At 47.0% G+C, this 22,146-nt stretch carries 23 protein-coding genes; 16 read left to right on the top strand and 7 right to left on the bottom strand.

Annotation, left to right across the window (positions count from 1 at the left end; translation table 11 throughout):
- Positions 1–15: 15 nt before the first annotated feature.
- The 9 genes from def (at position 16) to spoVM (ending at position 8,841) form a co-directional block, all read left to right on the top strand.
- Positions 16–513 carry a peptide deformylase gene (gene def, locus C8268_RS13665; protein ID WP_106768184.1) on the top strand — a complete coding sequence of 166 codons (498 nt, stop codon included), beginning with the start codon at positions 16–18 and terminating at the stop codon, positions 511–513.
- Positions 510–1,451 carry a methionyl-tRNA formyltransferase gene (gene fmt, locus C8268_RS13660; RefSeq protein WP_106768183.1) on the top strand — a complete coding sequence of 314 codons (942 nt, stop codon included), beginning with the start codon at positions 510–512 and terminating at the stop codon, positions 1,449–1,451. Before def ends, fmt begins: the two co-directional genes overlap by 4 nt.
- On the top strand, positions 1,448–2,842 hold the full coding sequence (rsmB, locus tag C8268_RS13655; RefSeq protein ID WP_106768182.1) for a 16S rRNA (cytosine(967)-C(5))-methyltransferase RsmB: 1,395 nt from the start codon (positions 1,448–1,450) through the stop codon (positions 2,840–2,842). Before fmt ends, rsmB begins: the two co-directional genes overlap by 4 nt.
- A gap of 140 nt (positions 2,843–2,982) precedes the next feature.
- Positions 2,983–4,023, top strand: a complete 1,041-nt coding sequence (gene rlmN, locus C8268_RS13650) for a dual-specificity RNA methyltransferase RlmN (RefSeq protein WP_106769952.1) — start codon at positions 2,983–2,985, stop codon at positions 4,021–4,023.
- A gap of 7 nt (positions 4,024–4,030) precedes the next feature.
- Positions 4,031–4,807 (top strand): Stp1/IreP family PP2C-type Ser/Thr phosphatase, encoded by a 777-nt coding sequence (locus tag C8268_RS13645; protein WP_106768181.1) that lies wholly within the window; start codon positions 4,031–4,033, stop codon positions 4,805–4,807.
- Positions 4,804–6,966 (top strand): Stk1 family PASTA domain-containing Ser/Thr kinase, encoded by a 2,163-nt coding sequence (pknB, locus tag C8268_RS13640; RefSeq protein ID WP_106768180.1) that lies wholly within the window; start codon positions 4,804–4,806, stop codon positions 6,964–6,966. The genes C8268_RS13645 and pknB overlap by 4 nt, the downstream gene beginning before the upstream one ends.
- A gap of 59 nt (positions 6,967–7,025) precedes the next feature.
- Positions 7,026–7,934 (top strand): ribosome small subunit-dependent GTPase A, encoded by a 909-nt coding sequence (rsgA, locus tag C8268_RS13635; protein WP_106768179.1) that lies wholly within the window; start codon positions 7,026–7,028, stop codon positions 7,932–7,934.
- A gap of 4 nt (positions 7,935–7,938) precedes the next feature.
- The gene (gene rpe, locus C8268_RS13630; protein WP_106768178.1) at positions 7,939–8,598 is read left to right on the top strand and encodes a ribulose-phosphate 3-epimerase; all 660 of its coding nucleotides are present in this window, start codon (positions 7,939–7,941) and stop codon (positions 8,596–8,598) included.
- Positions 8,599–8,760: 162 nt separating this feature from the next.
- Positions 8,761–8,841, top strand: a complete 81-nt coding sequence (spoVM, locus tag C8268_RS13625) for a stage V sporulation protein SpoVM (RefSeq protein ID WP_095263314.1) — start codon at positions 8,761–8,763, stop codon at positions 8,839–8,841.
- Positions 8,842–9,148: 307 nt separating this feature from the next.
- Here the strand turns inward: spoVM and rpmB are convergent, their stop codons facing one another.
- The gene (gene rpmB, locus C8268_RS13620) at positions 9,149–9,337 is read right to left on the bottom strand and encodes a 50S ribosomal protein L28 (RefSeq protein ID WP_106768177.1); all 189 of its coding nucleotides are present in this window, start codon (positions 9,335–9,337) and stop codon (positions 9,149–9,151) included.
- A 366-nt stretch (positions 9,338–9,703) separates the two neighbouring features.
- Between rpmB and C8268_RS13615 the strand changes: the two genes are divergently transcribed.
- The 4 genes from C8268_RS13615 to C8268_RS13600 all read left to right on the top strand — a co-directional run bounded on the left by C8268_RS13615 (position 9,704) and on the right by C8268_RS13600 (position 14,882).
- Positions 9,704–11,488: a DAK2 domain-containing protein gene (locus C8268_RS13615; RefSeq protein ID WP_106768176.1), complete on the top strand. Its 1,785-nt coding sequence runs from the start codon at positions 9,704–9,706 to the stop codon at positions 11,486–11,488.
- Positions 11,489–11,590: 102 nt separating this feature from the next.
- The gene (locus C8268_RS13610) at positions 11,591–12,448 is read left to right on the top strand and encodes a DegV family protein (RefSeq protein WP_106768175.1); all 858 of its coding nucleotides are present in this window, start codon (positions 11,591–11,593) and stop codon (positions 12,446–12,448) included.
- 13 nt (positions 12,449–12,461) lie between these two features.
- Positions 12,462–14,513 carry an ATP-dependent DNA helicase RecG gene (recG, locus tag C8268_RS13605; RefSeq protein ID WP_106768174.1) on the top strand — a complete coding sequence of 684 codons (2,052 nt, stop codon included), beginning with the start codon at positions 12,462–12,464 and terminating at the stop codon, positions 14,511–14,513.
- Between the two features lie 81 nt (positions 14,514–14,594).
- The gene (locus C8268_RS13600; protein WP_106768173.1) at positions 14,595–14,882 is read left to right on the top strand and encodes a stage VI sporulation protein F; all 288 of its coding nucleotides are present in this window, start codon (positions 14,595–14,597) and stop codon (positions 14,880–14,882) included.
- Positions 14,883–14,971: 89 nt separating this feature from the next.
- Here the strand turns inward: C8268_RS13600 and C8268_RS13595 are convergent, their stop codons facing one another.
- Entirely contained in the window at positions 14,972–15,646 is a 675-nt protein-coding gene (locus tag C8268_RS13595; RefSeq protein WP_106768172.1) for an SOS response-associated peptidase, read from the bottom strand.
- A gap of 214 nt (positions 15,647–15,860) precedes the next feature.
- Between C8268_RS13595 and C8268_RS13590 the strand changes: the two genes are divergently transcribed.
- Complete coding sequence (locus C8268_RS13590) at positions 15,861–17,162, top strand: NCS2 family permease (protein ID WP_106768171.1); 1,302 nt, start codon at positions 15,861–15,863, stop codon at positions 17,160–17,162.
- Positions 17,163–17,228: 66 nt separating this feature from the next.
- Here C8268_RS13590 and C8268_RS13585 read toward each other — a convergent pair whose 3' ends face one another.
- The 4 genes from C8268_RS13585 to C8268_RS13570 all read right to left on the bottom strand — a co-directional run bounded on the left by C8268_RS13585 (position 17,229) and on the right by C8268_RS13570 (position 19,506).
- Positions 17,229–17,426 carry a hypothetical protein gene (locus tag C8268_RS13585; protein ID WP_106768170.1) on the bottom strand — a complete coding sequence of 66 codons (198 nt, stop codon included), beginning with the start codon at positions 17,424–17,426 and terminating at the stop codon, positions 17,229–17,231.
- 104 nt (positions 17,427–17,530) lie between these two features.
- The gene (locus C8268_RS13580; RefSeq protein WP_106768169.1) at positions 17,531–17,863 is read right to left on the bottom strand and encodes a YolD-like family protein; all 333 of its coding nucleotides are present in this window, start codon (positions 17,861–17,863) and stop codon (positions 17,531–17,533) included.
- Positions 17,860–19,125 (bottom strand): DNA polymerase IV, encoded by a 1,266-nt coding sequence (locus C8268_RS13575; RefSeq protein WP_106768168.1) that lies wholly within the window; start codon positions 19,123–19,125, stop codon positions 17,860–17,862. The genes C8268_RS13580 and C8268_RS13575 overlap by 4 nt, the downstream gene beginning before the upstream one ends.
- An 18-nt stretch (positions 19,126–19,143) precedes the next feature.
- Positions 19,144–19,506: a YhjD family protein gene (locus C8268_RS13570; protein ID WP_106768167.1), complete on the bottom strand. Its 363-nt coding sequence runs from the start codon at positions 19,504–19,506 to the stop codon at positions 19,144–19,146.
- A gap of 251 nt (positions 19,507–19,757) precedes the next feature.
- On the opposite strand from C8268_RS13570, the gene C8268_RS13565 reads away from it, so the two are divergent.
- Positions 19,758–20,078 carry a PAS sensor protein gene (locus tag C8268_RS13565; protein WP_106768166.1) on the top strand — a complete coding sequence of 107 codons (321 nt, stop codon included), beginning with the start codon at positions 19,758–19,760 and terminating at the stop codon, positions 20,076–20,078.
- A 201-nt stretch (positions 20,079–20,279) separates the two neighbouring features.
- Positions 20,280–20,831: a DUF2599 domain-containing protein gene (locus C8268_RS13560; protein WP_106768165.1), complete on the top strand. Its 552-nt coding sequence runs from the start codon at positions 20,280–20,282 to the stop codon at positions 20,829–20,831.
- Positions 20,832–20,978: 147 nt separating this feature from the next.
- On the opposite strand, the gene C8268_RS13555 is transcribed toward C8268_RS13560, so the two are convergent.
- Complete coding sequence (locus tag C8268_RS13555; protein ID WP_106768164.1) at positions 20,979–22,040, bottom strand: LacI family DNA-binding transcriptional regulator; 1,062 nt, start codon at positions 22,038–22,040, stop codon at positions 20,979–20,981.
- Positions 22,041–22,146: the final 106 nt, after the last annotated feature.

Raw genomic sequence — 22,146 nt, 5'->3', positions numbered from 1 at the left:
AAGGAAGGTGTCATGATGGCAATACGCATTATTGTTAAGGAACCAGATGAGGTGCTCCATAAGAGAGCCAAGGAAGTTACAAAAATAACACCAAACGTTCAGAAGCTTCTGGATGATATGGCGGATACGATGTACGATGCCGACGGTGTTGGACTCGCTGCACCACAGGTAGGGATATTGAAGCGATTGATTGTAGTAGATGTCGGAGATGAGCATGGATTGATCAAGATGATAAATCCGGAAATTGTTGAAAGTGAAGGCGAGCAATTCGGACCGGAGGGTTGTTTGAGCATTCCGGGGTGGAACGGTGACGTGCGCCGCGCTGAGAAGGTCAAGGTAAAGGGACTCGATCGCGAAGGAAATGAGCTGATCGTCACAGCGACGGGACTCTTGTCCCGTGCTTTCCAGCATGAAATAGACCATCTGAACGGGGTGTTGTTTACAGACGTCGCGGAACGGGTGTATGAGTACGATCCGAACCAGCCTCCACGGGGGGAGCTTGAGAATCGATGAATATCGTATTTATGGGCACGCCTGCGTTTGCTGTACCGAGTCTCGATATGCTGGTGACTGAAGGCTACAACGTGGTCGCAGTGGTGACACAGCCGGACCGGCCGCAGGGACGGAAAAAGGTGCTTACACCTACTCCGGTAAAGGAGGCGGCTCTACGCCATGGCATCGCTGTGCTGCAGCCGCAGCGCCTTCGGAGTCCGGAAGCGGTGGCTGAGCTTTCAAAATACAAACCGGATATGATTGTTACAGCAGCATATGGGCAAATTTTACCGAAGGCTGTGCTGGATATGCCTGCGCTAGGCTGCTTGAACGTTCATGGCTCGCTTCTCCCCAAATACCGGGGAGGAGCTCCAATCCAGCGTTGTATTATTAACGGTGAGAAGGTTACGGGCATTACGTTAATGTATATGGCAGAAGGCCTTGATACAGGGGATATGATTGCTAAAGTGGAAGTTCCAATTCAGGATGATGATACCGCTGGCACGATGTTCGATAAGCTTAGCATCGCCGGAGCTTCTCTTCTGAAGGAGCAGCTCCCGTCTTTGGTGAATGGCAAAGTAAAAGCTACTCCCCAGAACGATGAGGAGGCGACCTATGCTCCAAACTTAACCCGCGAAGACGAGAAGATCGATTGGACGCGCACGTCTCGCCAGATCTATGATCAAATCCGCGGACTTGTTCCTTTTTCCGGCGGATTTACGCTTTGGAACGGTGAGGTGTTCAAGATATGGGCCGCTGCCATTCCGGGAAATCATAGCATGGCCTCCAAGGAAGTCGTTCCGGGAACGGTGCTTGATCTGAGCGAAAGCGGGATCGTCGTGAAGACAGGTGACGGCACTTTGACGCTGTTAACCGTTCAGCCAAGCGGTAAGAAAGCGATGGATGCCGCGCAATTCAGCCGCGGGACAAGCATGAAGCCTGGGATGGTGCTGACGTGAGCGGCCAAGGAAGGCGAGGAAGTCAACCTTCCAAACGGCGATCAGTGACGGCCAGGGAGCTTGCTCTGGATGTGTTGACACAGGTAGAGCAGGAAGGTGCTTACAGCAATCTGCTGCTTAACACAGCTCTCCAAAAGGCTTCTCTTGAGAAAGGTGATGCGGGGCTTGCAACAGAACTCGTATATGGAACGATCTCAAGACTGAATACATTAGACTATTTTTTGGACCGCTTTGTCAAAAAAGGAACCGCGAAGCTTCAGCCCTGGGTAAGAGCGCTGCTGCGGCTAAGCTTGTACCAGATTATGTATCTGGACCGGATTCCGGAGCACGCGGTTGTCAGCGAAGCTGTCAACCTGGCGAAGCGGCGCGGTCACCAAGGGATATCAGGCATGGTCAACGGAGTGCTTCGAAACATCCTGCGGCAAAGGGATGAATTGGTTATTCCTGAGGACTTGCCTGCAGCGGACCGCATCTCTCTTTCTCACTCACATCCGAAATGGCTTGTAGAGCGCTGGATTAAGCAGTATGGCGCGGACGCAGCGGAAGCGATCTGTAAAGCGAACAATGAGCCGCCAGCTGTCAGTGTTCGGGTCAACACAACGATGATCAGCCGCGACGGCATGTTGGAGGAGATGAGCAAGAGCGGTGTTGACGCTGCACCATCAGAACTGAGTCCATATGGAATCATCGTTAGGAGCGGTGGCAACATGGCTCATACGGATTGGTATCGTGAGGGAATGATTTCCATCCAGGATGAGAGCTCCATGCTCGTTGCCGAGACTGTCTGCCCAGCACCTGGTATGCGGGTTCTTGACTGCTGTGCAGCCCCCGGCGGTAAAACGGCTCACATGGGGGAAATGATGAAGGATGATGGGACGATCATCGCCAATGATCTGCATTCTCATAAACAGAAGCTCATCGCCGAACAGGCGAAGCGTTTGGGATTGGACAGCATTATGACGGTTACAGGCGATGCGCTGGAGCTCGGAAAGAACTACGAACCTTCATCATTTGATCGTATTCTGCTGGATGCTCCTTGTTCGGGGCTTGGTGTTATAAGGCGCAAGCCCGATCTGAAGTGGGCCAAGAAGCCTGAAGATATTGAAGAAATTGCAAAGCTGCAACGTGAACTTCTTCAATCCGTATCCGGTCTCGTCCGGCCTGGTGGAGTGCTTGTATATAGTACATGCACGATTGAGCCTAAGGAAAATGAGGAGACGATTGCCGCTTTTTTGGCTAAACATCCAAACTTTGAGATCGCTGATGATGAGTCCGGCAGTATGAGCCGGGCATTAAAGAATGCTCTTCCCAAGGGAGGGGGCGTTCAGCTCCTGCCGCAGCATTTTCATAGTGATGGATTTTATATTGTGAGGCTTCGCAGGCTCTCATAAGCAGTTTCAATGTTGCATTGATTGCAGGAGTGGCCCGCCGTTGCTGGCGGGTTTTCTCTTTTACCCTCTCTTTTATTTGTGTTAAAATAGAAAGAATGAAAAAAGAGATGCATATGAATGAAAAAGACAGGTGTGGTGAGATGAACCCTTTTATATACGATTTATCGCTTGAAGAGCTCCAAAAGTGGACTCAGGATAACGGTGAACCCGCATTCCGTGCTGTCCAAATATATGATTGGCTGTATGTTAAACGAGTGGACTCATTCGATGAAATGACGAATCTTTCGAAAAGTCTGCGGCAAAAACTGAAGGAACAGTTCAGTTTCGTAACTTTATCGGAAATTACGAAGTTTGAATCGAAGGATGGCACAGTCAAATTTTTATTTGGACTCCATGATGATCATGCGATTGAAACGGTTATTATGAAGCACAATTACGGTAACAGCATCTGTGTGACCACTCAGGTTGGCTGCCGGATCGGCTGTACGTTTTGCGCTTCTACTTTGGGCGGGCTGAAACGGAATTTGACACCTGGGGAGATCGTCGCTCAGGTCGTTCAAGCGCAGAAAATTCTAGATAAGAAGGGGGAGCGCATCAGCAGTATTGTTATCATGGGTTCTGGAGAACCGTTTGAAAACTATGAAGCGACAATGAAGTTTCTCCGGACGATGATTCACGAGAAGGGATTAAACATCGGCCAGCGTCACATTACCGTGTCTACAAGCGGGATCGTACCTAATATTTATAAGTTTGCCGAGGAAAACACCCAAATTAACCTGGCTATATCCATTCATGCACCGAACGATACGCTTCGTTCCAAGCTGATGCCGGTTAACAGGCGTTATCCATTCGATGATGTCATCGAAGCTCTTCGGTATTACCAGGCCAAGACCGGACGCCGAATCACGTTTGAGTATGCCTTGATTGGCGGTGTCAATGATCAGTCTGAGCATGCGGAAGAGCTGGCAGACGTAATTAAAGACATGAACTGTTACGTCAATTTGATCCCGGTCAACCACGTGCCAGAACGGAAATATGTCCGCACGTCACGCAATGATATTTTCAAATTTCAACGTACGCTTGCAGATAAGGGTGTGAATGCAACCATCCGCCGTGAACAGGGTCACGATATTGCTGCCGCTTGCGGTCAGCTTCGGGCCAAGCATATGGAGTTGAGGTGAGAATAATTTGATCAATACGGTTCATGTCAGCCATGTCGGACGAGTTCGACAAGTCAATGAGGACTCTGTGTTAATTCGTCAATTAGAGCATGGCTATACACTCGGCATTGTAGCCGACGGCATGGGGGGTCACCTTGCTGGAGATACCGCCAGCAGGCTTGCGGTTCAAACCGTGGCTGAAGATTTGTCTTTCCTGGAACCGGATATTTCCATGGACGGTATTCGGGCGGCTTTAAGCGATGCCATCCTGCATGCCAATGAAGTTATATTCCAGGAAGCTTCCGCCGATGAGCGGTTGCACAACATGGGAACGACCATTGTTGCCGTTTTGCTTCGGGACCATGAAGGTTATATCGGGCATATCGGCGACAGCCGGGCCTATAAAATTTCAACCGACCAAGTGGTTCGGTTGACGGAAGATCACACCCTGGTGAACGAACTGTTTAAAAGCGGTCAGATTACCGAGGAGGAACTAGAGTCTCATCCACGTAAAAATGTACTGATCCGGGCGCTTGGAACAGATATGGATGTATCTGTGGAATTAAGCCCGATCGTCATTGATGCGGGAGAGGTACTGATGCTATGCAGTGACGGGCTAAGTAATCCAGTCAGAACAGACCGGATAGGACAAATTGTCGGCTCACTCGAAATTTCTCTGAAAGAAAAAGCAGACCGCCTGCTTCAACTGGCACTGCTCGCCGGAGGCGATGATAATATTACCGTCGCCCTGATTGAACATCAAGAAGAAGGTGCCGGGGAACGTATAAAGGAGTGGAATTCATGATCGGACATGAATTGGCTGGTCGTTACAAGATCATAGAGCGAGTCGGCGGCGGTGGAATGGCGCTGGTTTATAAGGCTCAGGATATCTTATTAAATCGATACGTAGCGATCAAAGTGCTGCGACAGCAGTTTGTGCACGACGAGGAATTTATCCGGCGCTTTAGGCGTGAGGCGCAATCTGCGGCATCCTTGTCGCATCCGAATGTAGTTAGTATTTATGATGTAGGCCAAGAGGATGAAACTCACTATATCGTCATGGAATTTATTGAGGGCCATAACCTTAACGAGATCATTAAAGAAAGAGCACCGCTTCAGGTTGATGAAGCGGTACGCATTGCTTCACAAATTTGTGATGCGCTTGATCATGCCCATCATAATCAGATCATACACCGTGATATTAAGCCGCATAACATTTTAATCGGGCGTAACGGGCGTGTGAAAGTAACTGATTTCGGCATTGCCCGAGCTGTTACTTCCACGACGATTACCCAGACTGGATCTGTCGTTGGCTCTGTGCATTATTTTTCACCTGAGCATGCCAAGGGTGTAACTACCGGAGAAAAGTCAGATTTATATTCTCTTGGTATCGTATTGTATCAAATGCTGACGGGCCGTCTTCCTTTCCTTGGAGAAAGTCCGATCAGTGTGGCGCTCAAGCATCTTCAGGAGGAATTTGACGAGCCTAAAGAAGTAAACCCGCTTATTCCTCAAAGCGTAGAGAACATTATTTTGAAATCGATGCGCAAAAATCCGCATGAGCGTTATCAATCTGCTGAGGAAATGATGCAGGATTTGGAAACTTGTCTGCTGCCTGATCGGCGTGATGAGCCCAAGATAGAATTCGATGATGATGAGGATCAGACACGAATTATGCCGGCTCTTAAAACGATGCAGTCGGATGATCGTGATGATTATACTGCAGCAGTGCCTGTCCATGATACGATGAATGAAGTTACGGATGAAGAAGAAGTCCATGAAGGAAATAAGAAGAAAAAACGGAAAAAGCAAGCGCTCATCGTCGGTTCGATCCTTTTGTTTCTGGCAATCCTTACGGGTGTAGTTATTTATGTGAATAATATGCTGGTTGTACCTGAGGTGACGGTTCCTAACGTTGTGGATAAGCCGGAAGAGGTGGCTGTTAAGGAGCTGGAGGATTTAGGCCTCGTGGTAAAAGAAGTAAGCCGGGTCTATAAGCAAGGTGTTGACGAAGGCATCGTATTTAAACAGAGCAGGACCGAAGGAACGGTTGTCAAAAAAGGTGCGGATATCATTTTAACGGTTGGAGATGTCAAGCCGCTCAGTACAATGCCGGATCTGAGAAACGGAAAAACGCTTGAAGAAGCGATCAAGCTGCTCAAGGTTCAGAAGGTAGACGAGGACCGCATTGATGTAAAATATGAGAACCATGACAGTATACCGGAAGGGCAGATCATTTCCCAATGGCCGGAAAGTGGTGAGGAATTCGATCCGGATGTAACGCAAGTAAGACTTGTTGTAAGTAAAGGCAAGCAGTCTATAACTATGCCTAATCTGATTGGTCAAACCCGCAGTCAGGCGGAAAGTCTGATCAAAGAGAAGGGTCTTGAGATCGGTTCGGTGGAGGATATGTCAAGCTTTACTGTAGAAAAAGGCAAGGTTATCGAGCAGTGGCCTTACCAGCCTAACGAGATTGCGGAGCCGGGAACGAAGATAGATCTGAAAGTAAGTTCAGGCTATCCTCCGGAAGCTATAAACTACACGTTTAATGTACCTGTTGCTCCTAGTCGTGAGGGAGAAAAGAGTCAGATTCGTATCGTTTACTCTGATGCATTAGGCGACAAGCGTGAAGGGGAGAGCCGCACGATTACGACTACCGAGATTATTCCGGTGAAGCTCCTTCTGGCCCCTGAGAAAAATGGATCGGTAGAAATTTACCGTGATGGTAGGGCGCTGGAAACGTATATTGTGCTGTATACTGATGCGAAGAATGGCACAGTGCCTCAGCCTCAAATTGAAGCGCCGCCGGAGCCTGAAGTTCCTGCTTCCACAGAGCCTCCGCAGCAAGATGGCGATGGGGAGCCTGAAGAGGATGAGAGCGAGCGTAATGAGGATTCAGATTCATCCAATGAGGGTAAGCGTAAAGGCGATAATAAAAAGCATTCATGGAAAGATGATAATTGACCCCGTAGAACGGGTAAGGCAAAAAGCTTACACTAAATGATCGAAAGTGAGGCCTGCGTATGCATGAAGGACTGATTGTCAAGGCGTTAAGCGGATATTACTATGTGAAGCCACTTAGAGAAGGCGATGTTGTATCCGGGGAAGACCCATCGGTTCAATGCAGAGCCCGCGGAATTTTCAAAAAAAGAGGTGTTTCTCCGCTTGTCGGGGATCGTGTACTTTACTCTTTGACCGAGAACGGGGAGGGGACCGTGGAAGAAATTCTTCCGCGGTCTTCCCAATTAATACGTCCTCCGGTTGCGAATGTTCATCAGGCTGTTCTACTTTTTTCTGTAAAAGAGCCGGATATGAACTTGCTGCTCCTGGATAAGTTCCTCGTACATATTGAGCATTCCAATTTGAAGGCTCTCATCTGCTTGACGAAGCAAGATCTTGCTGATGATTCCGCTGACTCTATAGAAGAAGTAAAGCGTATATATGGGAAGATCGGTTACGAGGTAGTCGTAACGAGCGCGCTTGAGGGAATAGGTATTGAGGATGTGAAGGAGCTGCTGGCAGGGCAAATCAGTGTGTTTTCTGGTCAATCGGGTGTGGGTAAATCTTCTTTGCTCAATGCATTGATGCCTGGCTTGTCTCTGGAGACAAGTGAGATTAGTATACGGCTTGGTCGCGGGCGCCATACGACAAGACATGTCGAGCTGATTGAACTGGATAACGGAGGCTTTGTCGCTGATACACCGGGATTCAGCCAACTGGATTTTGTTGAGTTGGGGATCGAGGAGTTATCCGGCTGTTTCAGAGAGTTTATACCCTATGCCGATAACTGCAAATTCAGGGGTTGCAGCCATATACACGAACCTGGTTGTCAGGTCATTCAAGCCAAGGAAAATGGAGAGATCGCAGACAGCCGATATGAGCATTATGTGGAATTTTTTACAGAAATGAAAGACAAGAAGCGGAGGTACTAACGTTATGATTAAAATAGCGCCATCCATACTTTCGGCGGATTTTGCTAAGTTGGGTGAGGAAATTGCAGATGTACAGGCGGGAGGAGCAGACTGGATTCATGTCGATGTGATGGACGGTCATTTTGTGCCAAATATTACACTCGGACCGCCGATCGTTCAAGCGATCAGACCCCACACTACGCTGCCGCTGGATGTGCACTTGATGATCGAGGAGCCGGAAAGGTATGTTGCTGATTTTGCCTTGGCCGGAGCCGATTATATTACCGTTCATGCCGAAACCTGTATGCATCTTCACCGTGTTGTTCATCTGATTAAAGAGCATGGTGTTAAGGCAGGTGTCGCTATAAACCCGGGTACTCCTGCGAATGTTCTGGAGGAAATGCTTCCTGATCTTGATATGGTGCTCGTGATGACGGTTAACCCCGGATTTGGCGGACAGGCTTTCATCAAGCATACCGTAAACAAAATCAAGCAACTGAGAGAGTGGATTCAAAATTCCCCAAATCCGGACATTCATATCGAGGTAGACGGCGGTATAACTGCTGAAACGGCTCCGCTTGTAGTGGAAGCTGGCGCGGATATACTTGTGGCAGGAAGCGCTGTCTTTGGAAAACCGGATCGTGCGGCTGCGATTGCGGAGATTCGCAAAAGCACTCAGTTCTAAGCTGTAAGTCTGTGGGCTGTATGCATAGGGCGGGGCTTTCCCGCATAAACATGGTTACATGAGCTGGGTTCTCATGTAGCCTTTTTTGTTCGTGTTCACACATCTATGGGCTTAGTGCATAAAATAACTTGGAAGGCATGAGAATGATGGGGAGGGTGAGACATGAAATTTTATACATTTAAGCTGCCGAAGTTTCTAGGAGGTTTTGTGAAGGCCATTTTGAACACGTTTCATAAAGGCTGACAGCCTGTTGCGACATCACAAAACCTTTCGTCCGGGGCGGAAAAAGCTAAATGTGACTGTACCGGAAAAGAGGCATTAAAAAAAGCACCTGCTGGCGTTCAGGGTGCTTTTTGTTTAATCGTATGTATTTAAACGAAAGAAAAACTTCCTTGTCCCGGGCAGCTCCATAGAACGCTAGAGATTAAGAAAGTTTTCATAAATATAAGAAAGTATGATATTCACTTGATACTCGACTTATATTTCTCGCAGAAATGCCATCGTCCTTCAGGACGACGTCATTGTTTCTGCTTGTATAGGCATTGATCGATTATACGCGAGTCACTTTACCGGATTTCAAAGCCCGAGTGCTTACGTATACACGTTTTGGTTTGCCGTCTACCAGGATGCGAACCTTCTGAACGTTTACACCCCAAGAACGCTTGTTGTGGTTGTTAGCGTGAGAAACATTGTTTCCTCTTCCTGGTTTTTTACCTGTTACATAACATTTGCGAGACATAGATTACACCTCCCTGTTTCATAACCCTGTATAAAACAATACCTAAATATAATATCACAGTAAAATTTGCTGCGTCAACTATCTTAAAAACATTTATTTCTCTTTCCTCTTATAGTACAATGTTGTTTAGTCCATAATATTTCCGAGAAATACGGTGGGCTGATCGGCATGTCCCTCGCTTAAGCATGGACAGTTGCCGAAAGGCTCGAAAGATGAAATGCCTGCCATCACCGACGTTGTAACGAATTTTATATAATCATAGCATGTTTATTTATAAATCGGGTGATGATCGGTTATAAGCTCTGAAATAGAACAAAACATACAACTAAAGCGTTATTTGCATTATGCCAGGAAGGGGAATTCTCATTGAGTAAGCGTTCTTTGAATGGAACAGAATTTACCGCAATGGTACTAGCCGGAGCGGAACAACTGCAGCTGCATGCAGAGCACGTCAATTCGCTCAATGTTTTTCCTGTGCCGGATGGGGACACGGGAACGAACATGAATTTGACGATGACTGCAGGTGTGGCAGAACTGAAAAATAAATATTCGGAGTCGATAGGTCATAGCACCGGCGTGCTGTCGAAAGGACTTTTGATGGGGGCTCGGGGGAACTCCGGGGTTATTTTGTCCCAATTGTTTCGCGGCTTCAGCCGTTATGCAGCCCCTTATACGGAGCTAAACCCTAGTCAGTTTGCTGCTGCACTTCAGACGGGTGTAGAGACCGCTTATAAAGCGGTCGTTAAACCGGTGGAGGGAACGATTCTTACGGTAGCGAAGGAAGCAGCGAAGCACGCTGTTTATTATTCTCGCCGAAGTAACGATATCGTGGATTTAATGGAGCAAGTACTGCTGAAAGCCAAGGAGGCTCTTGCCCAAACTCCGGAACTGCTGCCGGTTTTGAAACAAGTAGGTGTTGTGGATTCCGGTGGACAAGGACTAGTATACATCTATGAAGGGTTTTTAAGAGCGCTGAAAAATGATGCTTCCTCTTCAGAACTTTCTTCTGCCTCCGTAGGACAGACGGATTTCCGGGAAGCGGCGGAAGCTAATATCGTAACTCATCCCGATCTAGCGACGGTACAAGCTCCTGCTTCAGCACAGTCCAGACTTTCGACGGAAGATATCGAGTATTTATACGATATGGAGTTTTTCATCAACCGAAAGCTTGGCAATGCTCAATCTGCTGTGTTTGATGAGGAAAAATTTAGAAAAGCACTTTCTGCTAATGGTGATTCTATTATCGTCATTGCTGATGATGAGACCATTAAAGTGCACGTACATTCGAAAGCTCCAGGCGAGGTTCTGAACCTGGCCCTGCTATACGGCGAGATTACGCAAATTCATATTTTGAACATGCGTGAGCAGCACCGTGACCTGCTATCGACGGGTATGGACATTGCTCCGATGCCTGAGTTGTTTGCAGATATTCCGGCTGAATCCAAAGCACCGGAGGCTCCGGCGGTTCCTCCTGCGGATGAGCTGGCACCTTACGGTTTCATCGCTGTATCGTCTGGCGAGGGTATTTCAGATATTTTCAAAAGCTTGGGTGTAGATGTTGTGTTATCCGGCGGACAAACGATGAATCCGAGCACAGAGGATTTTGTAAATGCGATAACGTCTATTTCTGCGCAACATATTTTTATTTTGCCGAACAACTCCAATATCGTTCTTGCGGCACAACAGGCTGCAGAGCTCCTGGAAGGCGAGCGTCAAGTAACGGTTATTCCGAGCAAGACAATTCCGCAAGGGATTGCAGCTGCTTTTGAATTTCAGGAAGATGAAAGTGTTGAAGTGAATACGGATAATATGCTTGAAGCGGTTTCCCGTGTTCAATCCGGACAGGTAACCTATGCTGTGCGGGATACAAATATTGATGATCTTGAGATTAAGGCTGGAGAATATATCGGCATCCAAAATTCGAAAATCGTAGCTGCAGCACCAGATTTGCAAACTGCATGTCAGGAGCTGCTTGCTAAAATGCTGGGCTCCGGTGATGAAATCGTCACGCTTCTTACGGGTGAGGATGCAACTGAAGAAATTACAGAAGGCTTGACCGCTTGGCTCGAGGATAACTATCCGGATGCTGAAGTGGAAGTTCATTTTGGAGGACAGCCGATTTATACCTATCTGTTCTCTGTAGAGGCCTAAATATTTGTCGCAATAGTCGCCATGAAAAAACGCTTTGTGAGAAATATGTATCTAGGAAATCAGCAAACAACTGATGGCTATTTTATGTAGGAGGGGTTCCCGGTGAAGAAAACCGTTATTGTCACTGACAGCACAGCGGATATTCCGGCAGACCTGGTAAAGAAGTACGACATACGAATCGTCCCTTTATCTGTTCGATTCGGCAGTGAGTCCTATCTTGATGGAATTGAAATTAGCGCCAAGGAGTTTTACAAACGACTTATCGAATCCGATCAGATGCCGACAACTTCGCAGCCATCTCCGGCTGACTTTGTAGAGGTATATGACTCCATTCGTCAGGAGTTCCCGGATTGCTCCATTCTGTCGATGCACCTTTCTTCCGGGATGAGCGGTACCTATCAGTCAGCATTGCTGGCTACTTCCCTGATCGAGGGGAAGGCGGATATTAGGGTGTGGGATTCGAAATCTGCATCCTATGGCTTCGGGTTGTTTGTTGTTCATGCAGCCCAGCTGGCTGCTGAAGGTTTGCCAGTGGAAGAAATCCTCTCCTCTACTGAAGAGCTTCGCAGCAAGCGTCGTCTGTATTTTCTGGTGGATACACTGGAATATTTGCAGAAAGGTGGACGGATTGGTAAAGCCTCGGCTGTACTCGGTACATTGCTGAATATTAAACCGATACTGTCCATTGACGATGAAGGCATTATTTTTTCCGTTGATAAAGTAAGAGGCCGCAAAAAAGCAATTGCCAGAATGATTGAACTGTTTAAAAATGATCTAACAGGCATTACGAATGTTAAAGTAGCGGTGGGCACTACGGCGGATCCGGCTTCGGTTGATGATTTTTTGGACCAGTTATCTGCTGTGTTTACGGTGGAAGAAACGGTTTTTTCCGACATCGGCCCCGTCATCGGCAGTCACGTTGGACCGGGTACCATTGCCGCGTATATCTGGCCCGCTTGATTGGGGGAGGATTATGAGTCTCGATCTGGATCAAATATCCGTAAGACAGATAAACGGCGTGAGCGCCCTGAAAGAGGGGGAGCTTCACGCCTTTGGCGTCTCTACGGTGAAGGATTTATTGGAGTACTATCCGTTCCGGTATGAGGATTACCGTCTCCGCTCGCTCAGTGAGGTGAAGGACGGAGACAAAATTACAGTACAGGCAAAAATAACAGGTATTCCTGTGCTGCAGAGGTATGGACGAAAATCTCGTTTATCGTGTAAAATGCTGGCTGAAAACTGGATGTTTACCGCCACTTGGTTTAACCGTCATTTTCTTAAGGATCAGCTGACTACCGGACGTGAAATCGTGCTGACGGGGAAATGGGATCAAAGACGTATGCAGCTGACCGTATCGGAATCCGAATTCCCGGATAAAGGGGCATACCGAAGTGGAACGCTGCAGCCTGTATATTCTGTCGGTGGAAAAATAACGCAAGGCTGGATTCGAAAAACGATCAGACAAGCATTGAGCCAATACGGGGAAATGATTCCAGAAATTCTTCCCCCTGCTCTTCTTCAAAAATATAATCTGATGCCGCGCAAGAAAGCGATCGCTACCATCCATCAACCGGTCGATTCTAAAGAAGGTCAGGAAGGCCGCAGGCGAATGGTGTATGAAGAGCTGTTTATGTTTCAGTTGAAAATGCAGGCATTTCGCGCGCTTAACCGCAAACGGATGGATGGGATCGTACATACTGCCGACAATTCAACGATAAGGGAGTTTGTGAGGAGTCTGCCTTTTGAGCTGACGGATGCCCAGAAGAGGGTGGAGCTTGAAATTTTGCATGATATGCGTTCGCCGTATTGTATGAACCGGCTGCTTCAAGGTGATGTCGGCTCTGGTAAAACGGTGGTAGCCGCAATCATTTTGTATACTACGGTAAAATCAGGATTTCAGGGAGCTTTGATGGTGCCCACAGAAATTTTAGCTGAGCAGCATATGCGGTCTTTGCAGAAGATGTTTGAGCCGTTTGGAGTGACTGTAGGGCTTCTGACAGGCAGTGTAACGGGAAAAAGACGCAAGGATCTTCTTGCTTCGGTTCAGATGGGATTGACCGACATCGTTGTCGGCACTCACGCCTTGATTCAGGAGGATGTGTATTTTCGTGATCTGGGTCTTGTGGTTACGGATGAGCAGCACCGTTTCGGCGTGAATCAGCGCAGTGTGCTGCGCCGGAAAGGATACAATCCGGATGTGCTGACGATGACGGCTACACCGATTCCGCGGACATTGGCGATTACGGCTTTTGGTGATATCGATATTTCAACCTTGTCTGAGAGACCGAAGGGACGTATTCCGATTACGACCTATTGGGTTAAGCATGATATGATGGAGCGCGTGCTTGGATTTATATCCAGGGAAGTGGAGCAGGGCCGTCAGGCCTATCTGATCTGCCCGTTGATTGAGGAATCTGACAAGCTGGATGTGCAGAACGCGATCGATCTTCATGTTCAGATGCAGCAGGCCTTTCCGAAATACCGCATCGGTTTGCTGCACGGTCGAATGACGCCGTCCGAGAAGGATGAGGTCATGCGCGGATTTTATAATAACGAACTTCAGCTGCTTGTTTCCACCACGGTTGTCGAGGTTGGTGTGGATGTTCCCAATGCTACATTGATGGTTATTATGGATGCTGACCGTTTCGGCCTGTCGCAGCTTCATCAGCTGCGCGGCAGGGTAGGTAGGGGAGCTCACGCTTCTTACTGTATCCTTATAGCCGATCCGAAGTCTGAGGTGGGACAGGAACGTATGCAGGTGATGACTGAAACGGATGACGGATTCGAGGTGGCGCGGCGGGATCTCGATTTAAGGGGACCAGGTGACTTTTTTGGTACGAAGCAAAGTGGGGTGCCAGAGTTCCGGCTGGCTGACATGGTTGCCGATTTTGAGGTTGTGGAGCAGGCAAGGGATGATGCTGCCGCTTTGGTTGGCGATGCTTCCTTCTGGACATCACCGGTCTATGCTCCTTTGCGTGAGTATTTGCAGAAGGAACAGCTTTTTCAAGGGGATCTTATCGATTAGTTGAACAAGATGACACAATGGACCGGCTCTCGTCATATACTCAAACTGTGACAGCAGTTATTACGGGAGGTGGCTATTAATTTGAGCTATCAACAATATGGAATTAGTCCGCAATTGGTGGAGCGTATCAAGCTGAAAATGAAAAATCCTGCCATCAAGGAAAAGATTAAAGGCCTTGTCCAAGGTCTGACAAAGGCGGATCTTCAAAATAGTACAAAGGTACATCAGCTGGTACGTACTTCAGCAGGAATTTTAAATGAAAAGCTGAGTCCGACACAGGAGCAGCAGATCGTTAAATTTGTTCTTGCCCAGCGGATTGATCCGAATAATACGTTTCACCTGATTAAGCTGTGGGGTATGTTCCGTTAGCTCTTTTAGCGATTCGTGCCCAATTAACGAAAGCAGGCCCTTGCAGAGATAATTCTTTGCGGAGGCCTGCTTTCGCATTTTGTTCATAGCTAATCGGCGATAGGTTGAATGCATTCCGGGTTGTCATTTTTAACCGAATTGACGGTGGTTCCAACGACAGTTGCGCTCATTTCGTCAGCAGGAAAGGGGACGAGCAGACGTTTCAGTTCATCTGCCTTTGCATTGCGGTTAAGCCACACCGTTTCATCTTCCGGGCTTAGGATGACAGGCATCCGGTCATGAATACGCTCTATCAGTTGATTGGGCCGCGTTGTGATGATGGTACAGGTGCTGAGCCTGCTGCCGTCTGGTGCAGTCCACATATCATATAAGCCTGCCAAGCTGAATATCCTGCCATCTTTCATGCCGATTCGGTGAGGAATCTTGCTTTCAACGCTGCGCTGCCATTCGTAGAAGCCGTCAGCGGGGATCAGGCATCTTCTGCGGAGAAAGGGAGTTCTGAATGCAGGCTTTTCCTCCAGCGTTTCACTTCGGGCGTTGATCATTTTGGCGGCACCGGACGGATCGCGAGCCCAGGAGGGAACAAGACCCCATCGAAGCTGACCGATTCGGCGGCGTCTGCCGTCATGAATTACAGCCGTGATCATTTGCGTTGGCGCGATATTGTAACGAGGGGTATGGAAAGGTGAGATGGATTGCGGGTCTATCAGATACCGTTCCATTAAATCTTCCCATGTGACAGTAAGTGTGAAGCGGCCGCACATACAATTCTCCTCCTTCAGGCACAATGATAATAGTGGCGTTGTTGAAATTAGTAATTTCGTAAAGGCCCATAGTTCTCTAGTTCAACTTATATAGCTACCTCTACAAAGTATATCACGCAACTAATGATGGCGAAAAATGAGGTTGTCGCCTATAATAGTTAGGTGTGTTTTTGCGTTCTCGTGATTTTTAACATCAGAAATGGAGGCAAATCAAGTGTTTGATTTAAAAGCCAAAGGAACTTCGGTGAAAACAGAGATCATTGCCGGAGCGACTACATTTTTTACCATGGCGTACATCATGGTGGTAAATCCGCTGATCCTGTCCGGGGCAGGGGTTCCATTTGAACAGAGCTTTACCGCAACCGTGATCGCGGCGATCATCGGCACCCTGCTGATGGGGCTTGTAGCTCGTTATCCAATCGCAGTAGCGCCAGGTATGGGGTTAAACGCCTACTTTACATATTCGGTTGTTCAAGGACATTCTAATTTGTCCTATATTGAAGCGTTCTCGGCTGTATTTATTGCGGGGATTCTGTTCCTGCTGTTGTCGATGACGACACTCCGAAGCCGGTTGATTGAGATGATTCCGCCGAACTTGAAACACGCTATTACAGCGGGGATCGGCTTGTTTATTGCATTTATCGGTTTACGGATGAGCGGGATTATTACGGCTCACCCGGACAATCTCGTGGCGCTTGGTGATCTGCATCAGCCCTCGGTTATATTGGCGCTGGTTGGCCTTGGCGTAACGTTGATTTTATTATCCCGGAATATTAAGGGGGCGTTATTTATCGGGATGATCATTACCGGGGTTATCGCTTATTTTGCAGATATGCTCTCTTTTTCCAATGGGTTTGTATCTATGCCTTCGCTCCCTGAAGGAATATTGGTCTGGAATCCGATTGAGGCTGCAGGAACGGTCATATCCCACAGTTTATATGCGGTTGTTTTCTCTTTCCTGCTCGTTACGCTGTTTGATACGACAGGGACGGTGGTCGGAGTAGCAGAACAGGCAGGCTTGATGAAGGATAACAAGCTTCCGAATGCTGAGCGCGCCATGTTCTCTGATTCTGTCGCAACTGTTGCAGGTGCCATGGTAGGTACCAGTCCTACAACGGCTTATGTTGAGTCTGCGGCTGGTGTAGGTGCCGGCGGTCGAACGGGACTCACAGCGGTCGTTGTTGCGGTGCTGTTCGCTATTGCAGCGTTTTTTGGTCCCCTTGTTGGAGCGGTGTCCGGATTGTCGGCGATTACGGCGCCTTCGCTTATTGTAGTTGGATGCTTGATGATGAGCAATGTCCGCAGCATTGCGTGGGATGACTTCGATGAAGCGTTCCCGGCATTTCTCGTTATTCTGACGATGCCGCTTACGTCCAGCATCGCGACAGGGATCGCCCTTGGTTTTATCTCTTATCCGCTCATGAAAGTGGTTAAGGGCAAATTCCGTGAAATTCACCCACTGATGTATGTTTTTGCCGTATTGTTTATACTGCAGCTGGCGTTTGTGCCGCATTAAGAATAGATGTTCAAACGTGAAAAGCCGGAGAAAGCTCCCTGTTTATGAGGGAAGGTTCTCCGGTTTTTATGAACGACGGTCTGGCTCATTCTGGCGCTGCATAAGAAGATTTAGTTTATGTTCTATATCATTCAGCTTGCGGTCATAATGGCGGTATGTTATATACCCGATAATCGCTTTAATAACGAAAAACAGAATAGCTGCGACGGCGATGAGAATATAGTTATGGCTCTCTTGACGAAGCCACTGCTCCAGTTCGTTCATAAGTCCCCCTTTAAAAAGGACATTGGAATCCGTTTACGTTGGTAACAATGATTATACTGTTCGAATGATAGCCGGATTATGAATTTATTATTTTCCATTCAGGATTAGTCAGGAGTAGCTGTATCCGATACCTCCAAAATATCATAAAGCGGAATCCATACTTTCTTGATATAAATACGTTGCTTCAGGCTGTCAATGCGCTCCACAACACCATTTACACTGTAATCTCCATACTCACCGAATACCTTAAGCTGTACTGCTTCTTTGTTATGATAGGCCAGGCTGAGCTTTTCCGCAATCCATCCGATTTGCTGCTCATCAAGCAAAGGATGCTGTTGTTTATGTTTATGCTCTTGTCTGGCCAAAATAGCGTCACGATGCTCAAACAGCATCATCCGGCTGGACTCCCATAATCCGTTGCCTGTCAGTTTCTTCATTTGTAGTGACCTCCGATCTTGGTGTTAAGAAACTTTAGTTGGCTGGTGTTTTTCAAGGAGGAACCGAAGTAAACCGAGGTGCTTCCGTATATTTTTCGTATTTCATCCATCGTGTGTTCCAAATGCATCAGTTTTTCCCGATCTCCGAACAGGGAAAGCTGATAGACCTTATCGCTTTGCAGTTCACCGAGGGAGAGCCAGATTTTTCGTACCGGCCCTCCATCCCAGTGTGTGTCGAACAGCTGTTTAGCAGCTGCATACACTTCGCGAGAGAGCTGAGTTGGTTCAGGGAGCTTGACCTGACGCGAAAATCCGACCGGGCGGTCAAAGTCTGATCCTTGCGCACCAGCGTGAACAACATTGCCCATATATCCCTTGGCTCGGGCACGGGCACAGATGAGCATGGATAGCTCATTCAATATGACGTTGATGTCCTCACGGTTATCATAATCAACAGGCAGCGTTGTTTGACGTCCGATCCCCTTTTGCTGTTCAAAAGCGTCCGGGGTAACGGGGGAATCATCATAGCCGTTGGCTGTCCGCCACAGTACCTCACTCCAAATATCACAGTTTTTTTTCATATAGCGTTTCATCTTCCGTTTCAGCTCGGCAAGAGGGGTGTGGGCTAGCTCGCCGATCGTATGAATACCAAGCCGGGCCAAATGGCGGGTCGTTCTGGAGCCGACACCGAACATTTTGTTGACCGGCAAGGACCATAGGGACTGCATATTTCGTTCGTTCAGTTCGAAAATGCCTTCTTCGTTTTTTTTAGCGAAATTGTCACAGGCCATTTTTGCCAGGATTTTGTTCCGACCGATGCCAACACGGGTGTAGATGCCCGTTTCTTCCTGCACTCTCATCTGTATGTGACGAGCAAGCTCTGCAGGTGAACAGCCGAAATGGGTCAGACTGGCGGTTACGTCAACGAACTGTTCGTCAATGCTGAACGGCTCTACGAGATCCGAGTAGGACTCCAGAATGCTCATGATGGTAAGTGACACCCGAATATAGGCGCTCATCCGGGGCTTCATCACGATGAGATCAGGACATTTCTGCTGAGCCTGCCATAAGGCTTCGGCCGTAGTGACTCCGTGTTTCTTCGCCAAGGGACAGGCGGCAAGAATGATTCCGCTTCGCCGGGACGGATCGCCCGATACGACGAGCGGTTTGTTAGCGTAAGCGGGGTGAGCCGCTTTTTCAACAGAGGCATAAAAGGATTGGCAGTCCGCCAAAAAGACAACACGCTGCTGTTGTTTATGCATGTCATTTCACCCCTTATGTTATTCAAGACTGATGTGAAGCGCCTTAGCCAGCCGCTGCTCAATGTCCGCTCGTATAAAATCCCACTGCAGCTCCATATGATGCTCATAGCCGTTGCAACGATAACGGAGCAGGAGGGAATACTCCTTCCGGTGGGTTTCCACAATGATGATGCTGTGAGCCCGGCAGTTACTTTTGAGCCGGTTCAGTCTCGCTATGAAAGACCGCTGAATTTCCTTGAGACGCTCTATATAAGCCCCCGTAAGATCCGATGCTTCCATGTTCCGAATATCCTTTTCCAGGATATCAAGCAAAAAAGGCAGGATGGCACACTCCTTCACCATTTGAAGCTCTTCCCGGGTTTGCAGCGAAGATGCGGGCATAGCTGTATCGGCCTCCCTCGAGTCTTCTGTATTCTTTATTATTATATGCCGAACATGTGTTTGGTATTCAAGTGGTAAATACCGTTTGTATTGGTATTTAAGGGGAGGTGTGTTTTGTCACTCTTTGATCAATGCCTATCTTAGTTATCACTACGTTTTTGTGGTTAAAATTGAATTCTATTATTTACATGTAAATCTATTAAATGTATAATATGGGTGCAACCAAAAAAATAATGAAAGGTGCTGATTGTATGAATCGTAAAAAGTTAGTATTCAGTTCAATCGTTGGTCTTTTATTATTATCCAGTACATCCGTTGTCGGAGCTGCGCCAGTTAGTATGAATGATTCGTCTGCTATTGAAACAAATGCTGTTGTTCAACAGACAGGAAGACAGGTGGTTGCATACAATAAGCTGTATTATCCTACTAGATCTTCTCTTCCAACACAGTATTATTACAACTATGGAGGCTATGCCGGATGGATACCTATGACATACGTTACTTCATATAGTGATGGTGCAGGAGATTGGTGGAGTGTTACGTATGAAGGTCCAGTAAGTCCAGTAGAATAATATTTTAGGAGCCCATGCGGCTCCTTTTTTTATGAATAAAAGATTTGTTCAACCCGCGGTTCTATTATAGTTATTGTCTATTTATATTTTCATATTATGGAATTTATATGATATTTCAGGAATTTAATTGACAAAAATTTAATGATAAACTAGTATTTTACTTGTGAATATGTATTCTAGTATAGAAAAGGAGAGGTAGAAATGAAATTAGGTTACCTAAGAAAAGCTGTCTTTTTCATGCTCGGGGTATTTATTTTAAGTTTAGGTACTACAGTTGTGCAGGCTAGTGATGCAAGTTTCAAAGATTCTGATTCTAGCAAAGTAGAGGTAGAGATTTTTGTGAATTCTAATGGCGAGGGGTTTGCAGAAAACATTGTGTTTGACGATGGGACAAGGCTATCTGATTATGATTATTCAGTGAAGTATGTACCGATGCTTCTAAGTAGTTTTTATCCAATTCAAGAATATTTCGATTACGCTGCATGGATTACTAGAGATGGTGTAATATCGTTAAGCCTTGATCCTGTAGAAAAAGTAAGAAAGAATAAAAGTGAGAAAGATGCGGCCTGGGGCGTATTATCCAGTCCAACGGATGGCTTTGGTAGCCACGCGAATTGGAACAATACTCAAGTGATGAAATGGCAATATGATTGTCATTATTGGTTTGCATCAAATAAAGATTACTGGAATTTAGAACCTCATAGAACGGCATCAAGTTACATAGAAGTTGTCACAGCTGCATGTAATCCATAGCAAACGACAGCTTTTTCAGAACAGAGTAAAATCGTTTAAATAAAAATCCGGTGAGGCCTGTGATCGAAGGCTTCACCGGATTTTTCTTGGAATTATGCAAGATTTACAGCGTGCTGATTTAAAACAGCAGGGGGCGTGAGCTTGAAGCTACGACTCTGGACCGGTTTCGGAATCGTTTCTTGTCGCTTGGATCTCTTCAGGTCGCGGTTTTGCTGTCGATTCCCGTACGATGAGCTTCGTTGGAAGCAGTATTTCCATGCAAGGCTCGTTCTTGTTCTCGATGCGCCAGAACAGCCGCTCTACCGCTTTACGTCCGAACAGCTTTAAATCTACATCCACTGTTGTTGTTTGGGGTGTAGCCAAGCGAGATAACTGTCCATTGTCAAAGCTGCAGATGGATATATCATCCGGTACCCGAAAACCTAGCTGATGCAGTGCAGAGTTGATGAGAAACCCAAGGCCATCGTTTACACAAAACCAGGCAGTGGGCTGGGTTTGGATCTCTTTCATACGGTTTATCACATATTCCGATTGCTCGGTAGCATCGGTTATGACCCAGTCCGGATTAGCTTTGATTTCATGTTCGTATAGTGCGAGTCGGAATCCTTCCAGACGCTCATAATAACTTGGTGAAAATTCGATGTTTCCCATAAAACCGATATTGCGGTGACCGAGCTCAATCAGATGATGAACTGCATTATAGGCGCTGAATCGGTTGTTTGTCAGTATGCAGTCCGCCTCAATAGCCGGATGGTGATGGTCAATCAACACGGTCGGCATGCCTGTGTCGATCACTTTGTTCGTATAGGCTGTACTCAAATGAGACAGAATGAGTATGCCATCGACGTCTTGATTTTCCAGAAAAGGCGGGAGGGTGAGCGAGCGCTCCGAATCCTTATCGATAGATTGGATCAGCAGGTTTTTACCGCGCTGTCTTGTTTCCTGCTCCACACTCAAATAAATTTCTCCAAAAAAGCTTTTCCGAGCAAATGCAAAATCAGAAGCGATCAAAGCGATTCGGCCTGAAGCTTCCATTCTTTGTTTCTTACGTGACGCAGGGTATACATATCCCATTTGCTCTGCGATGTCGATGACAAGTTGTCGAGTTTCTTCACTGACCCCATCCTTGCCGGACAATGCTTGTGATACAGAATTTTTGGAAATGTTCAGCCGGTCAGCGATGTCTTGCATCGTAACTTTCGATTTCATAAGGGATAAACCTTTCCTCTCTATAACGATAATCTTGAGAAACGGTCTCTTTAAAAAGAAGGACGCTTCAGAATGTTTTCATTGTGCATAAAAAACGATGAAAATT

The organism is Paenibacillus faecalis, from assembly GCF_900289175.1.
GTDB classification, from domain to species: Bacteria; Bacillota; Bacilli; order Paenibacillales; family Paenibacillaceae; genus Paenibacillus_AQ; species Paenibacillus_AQ faecalis.
The sequence above is the reverse complement of the archived record's forward strand: the minus strand, read 5'-3'. Positions and strand labels throughout refer to the sequence as shown.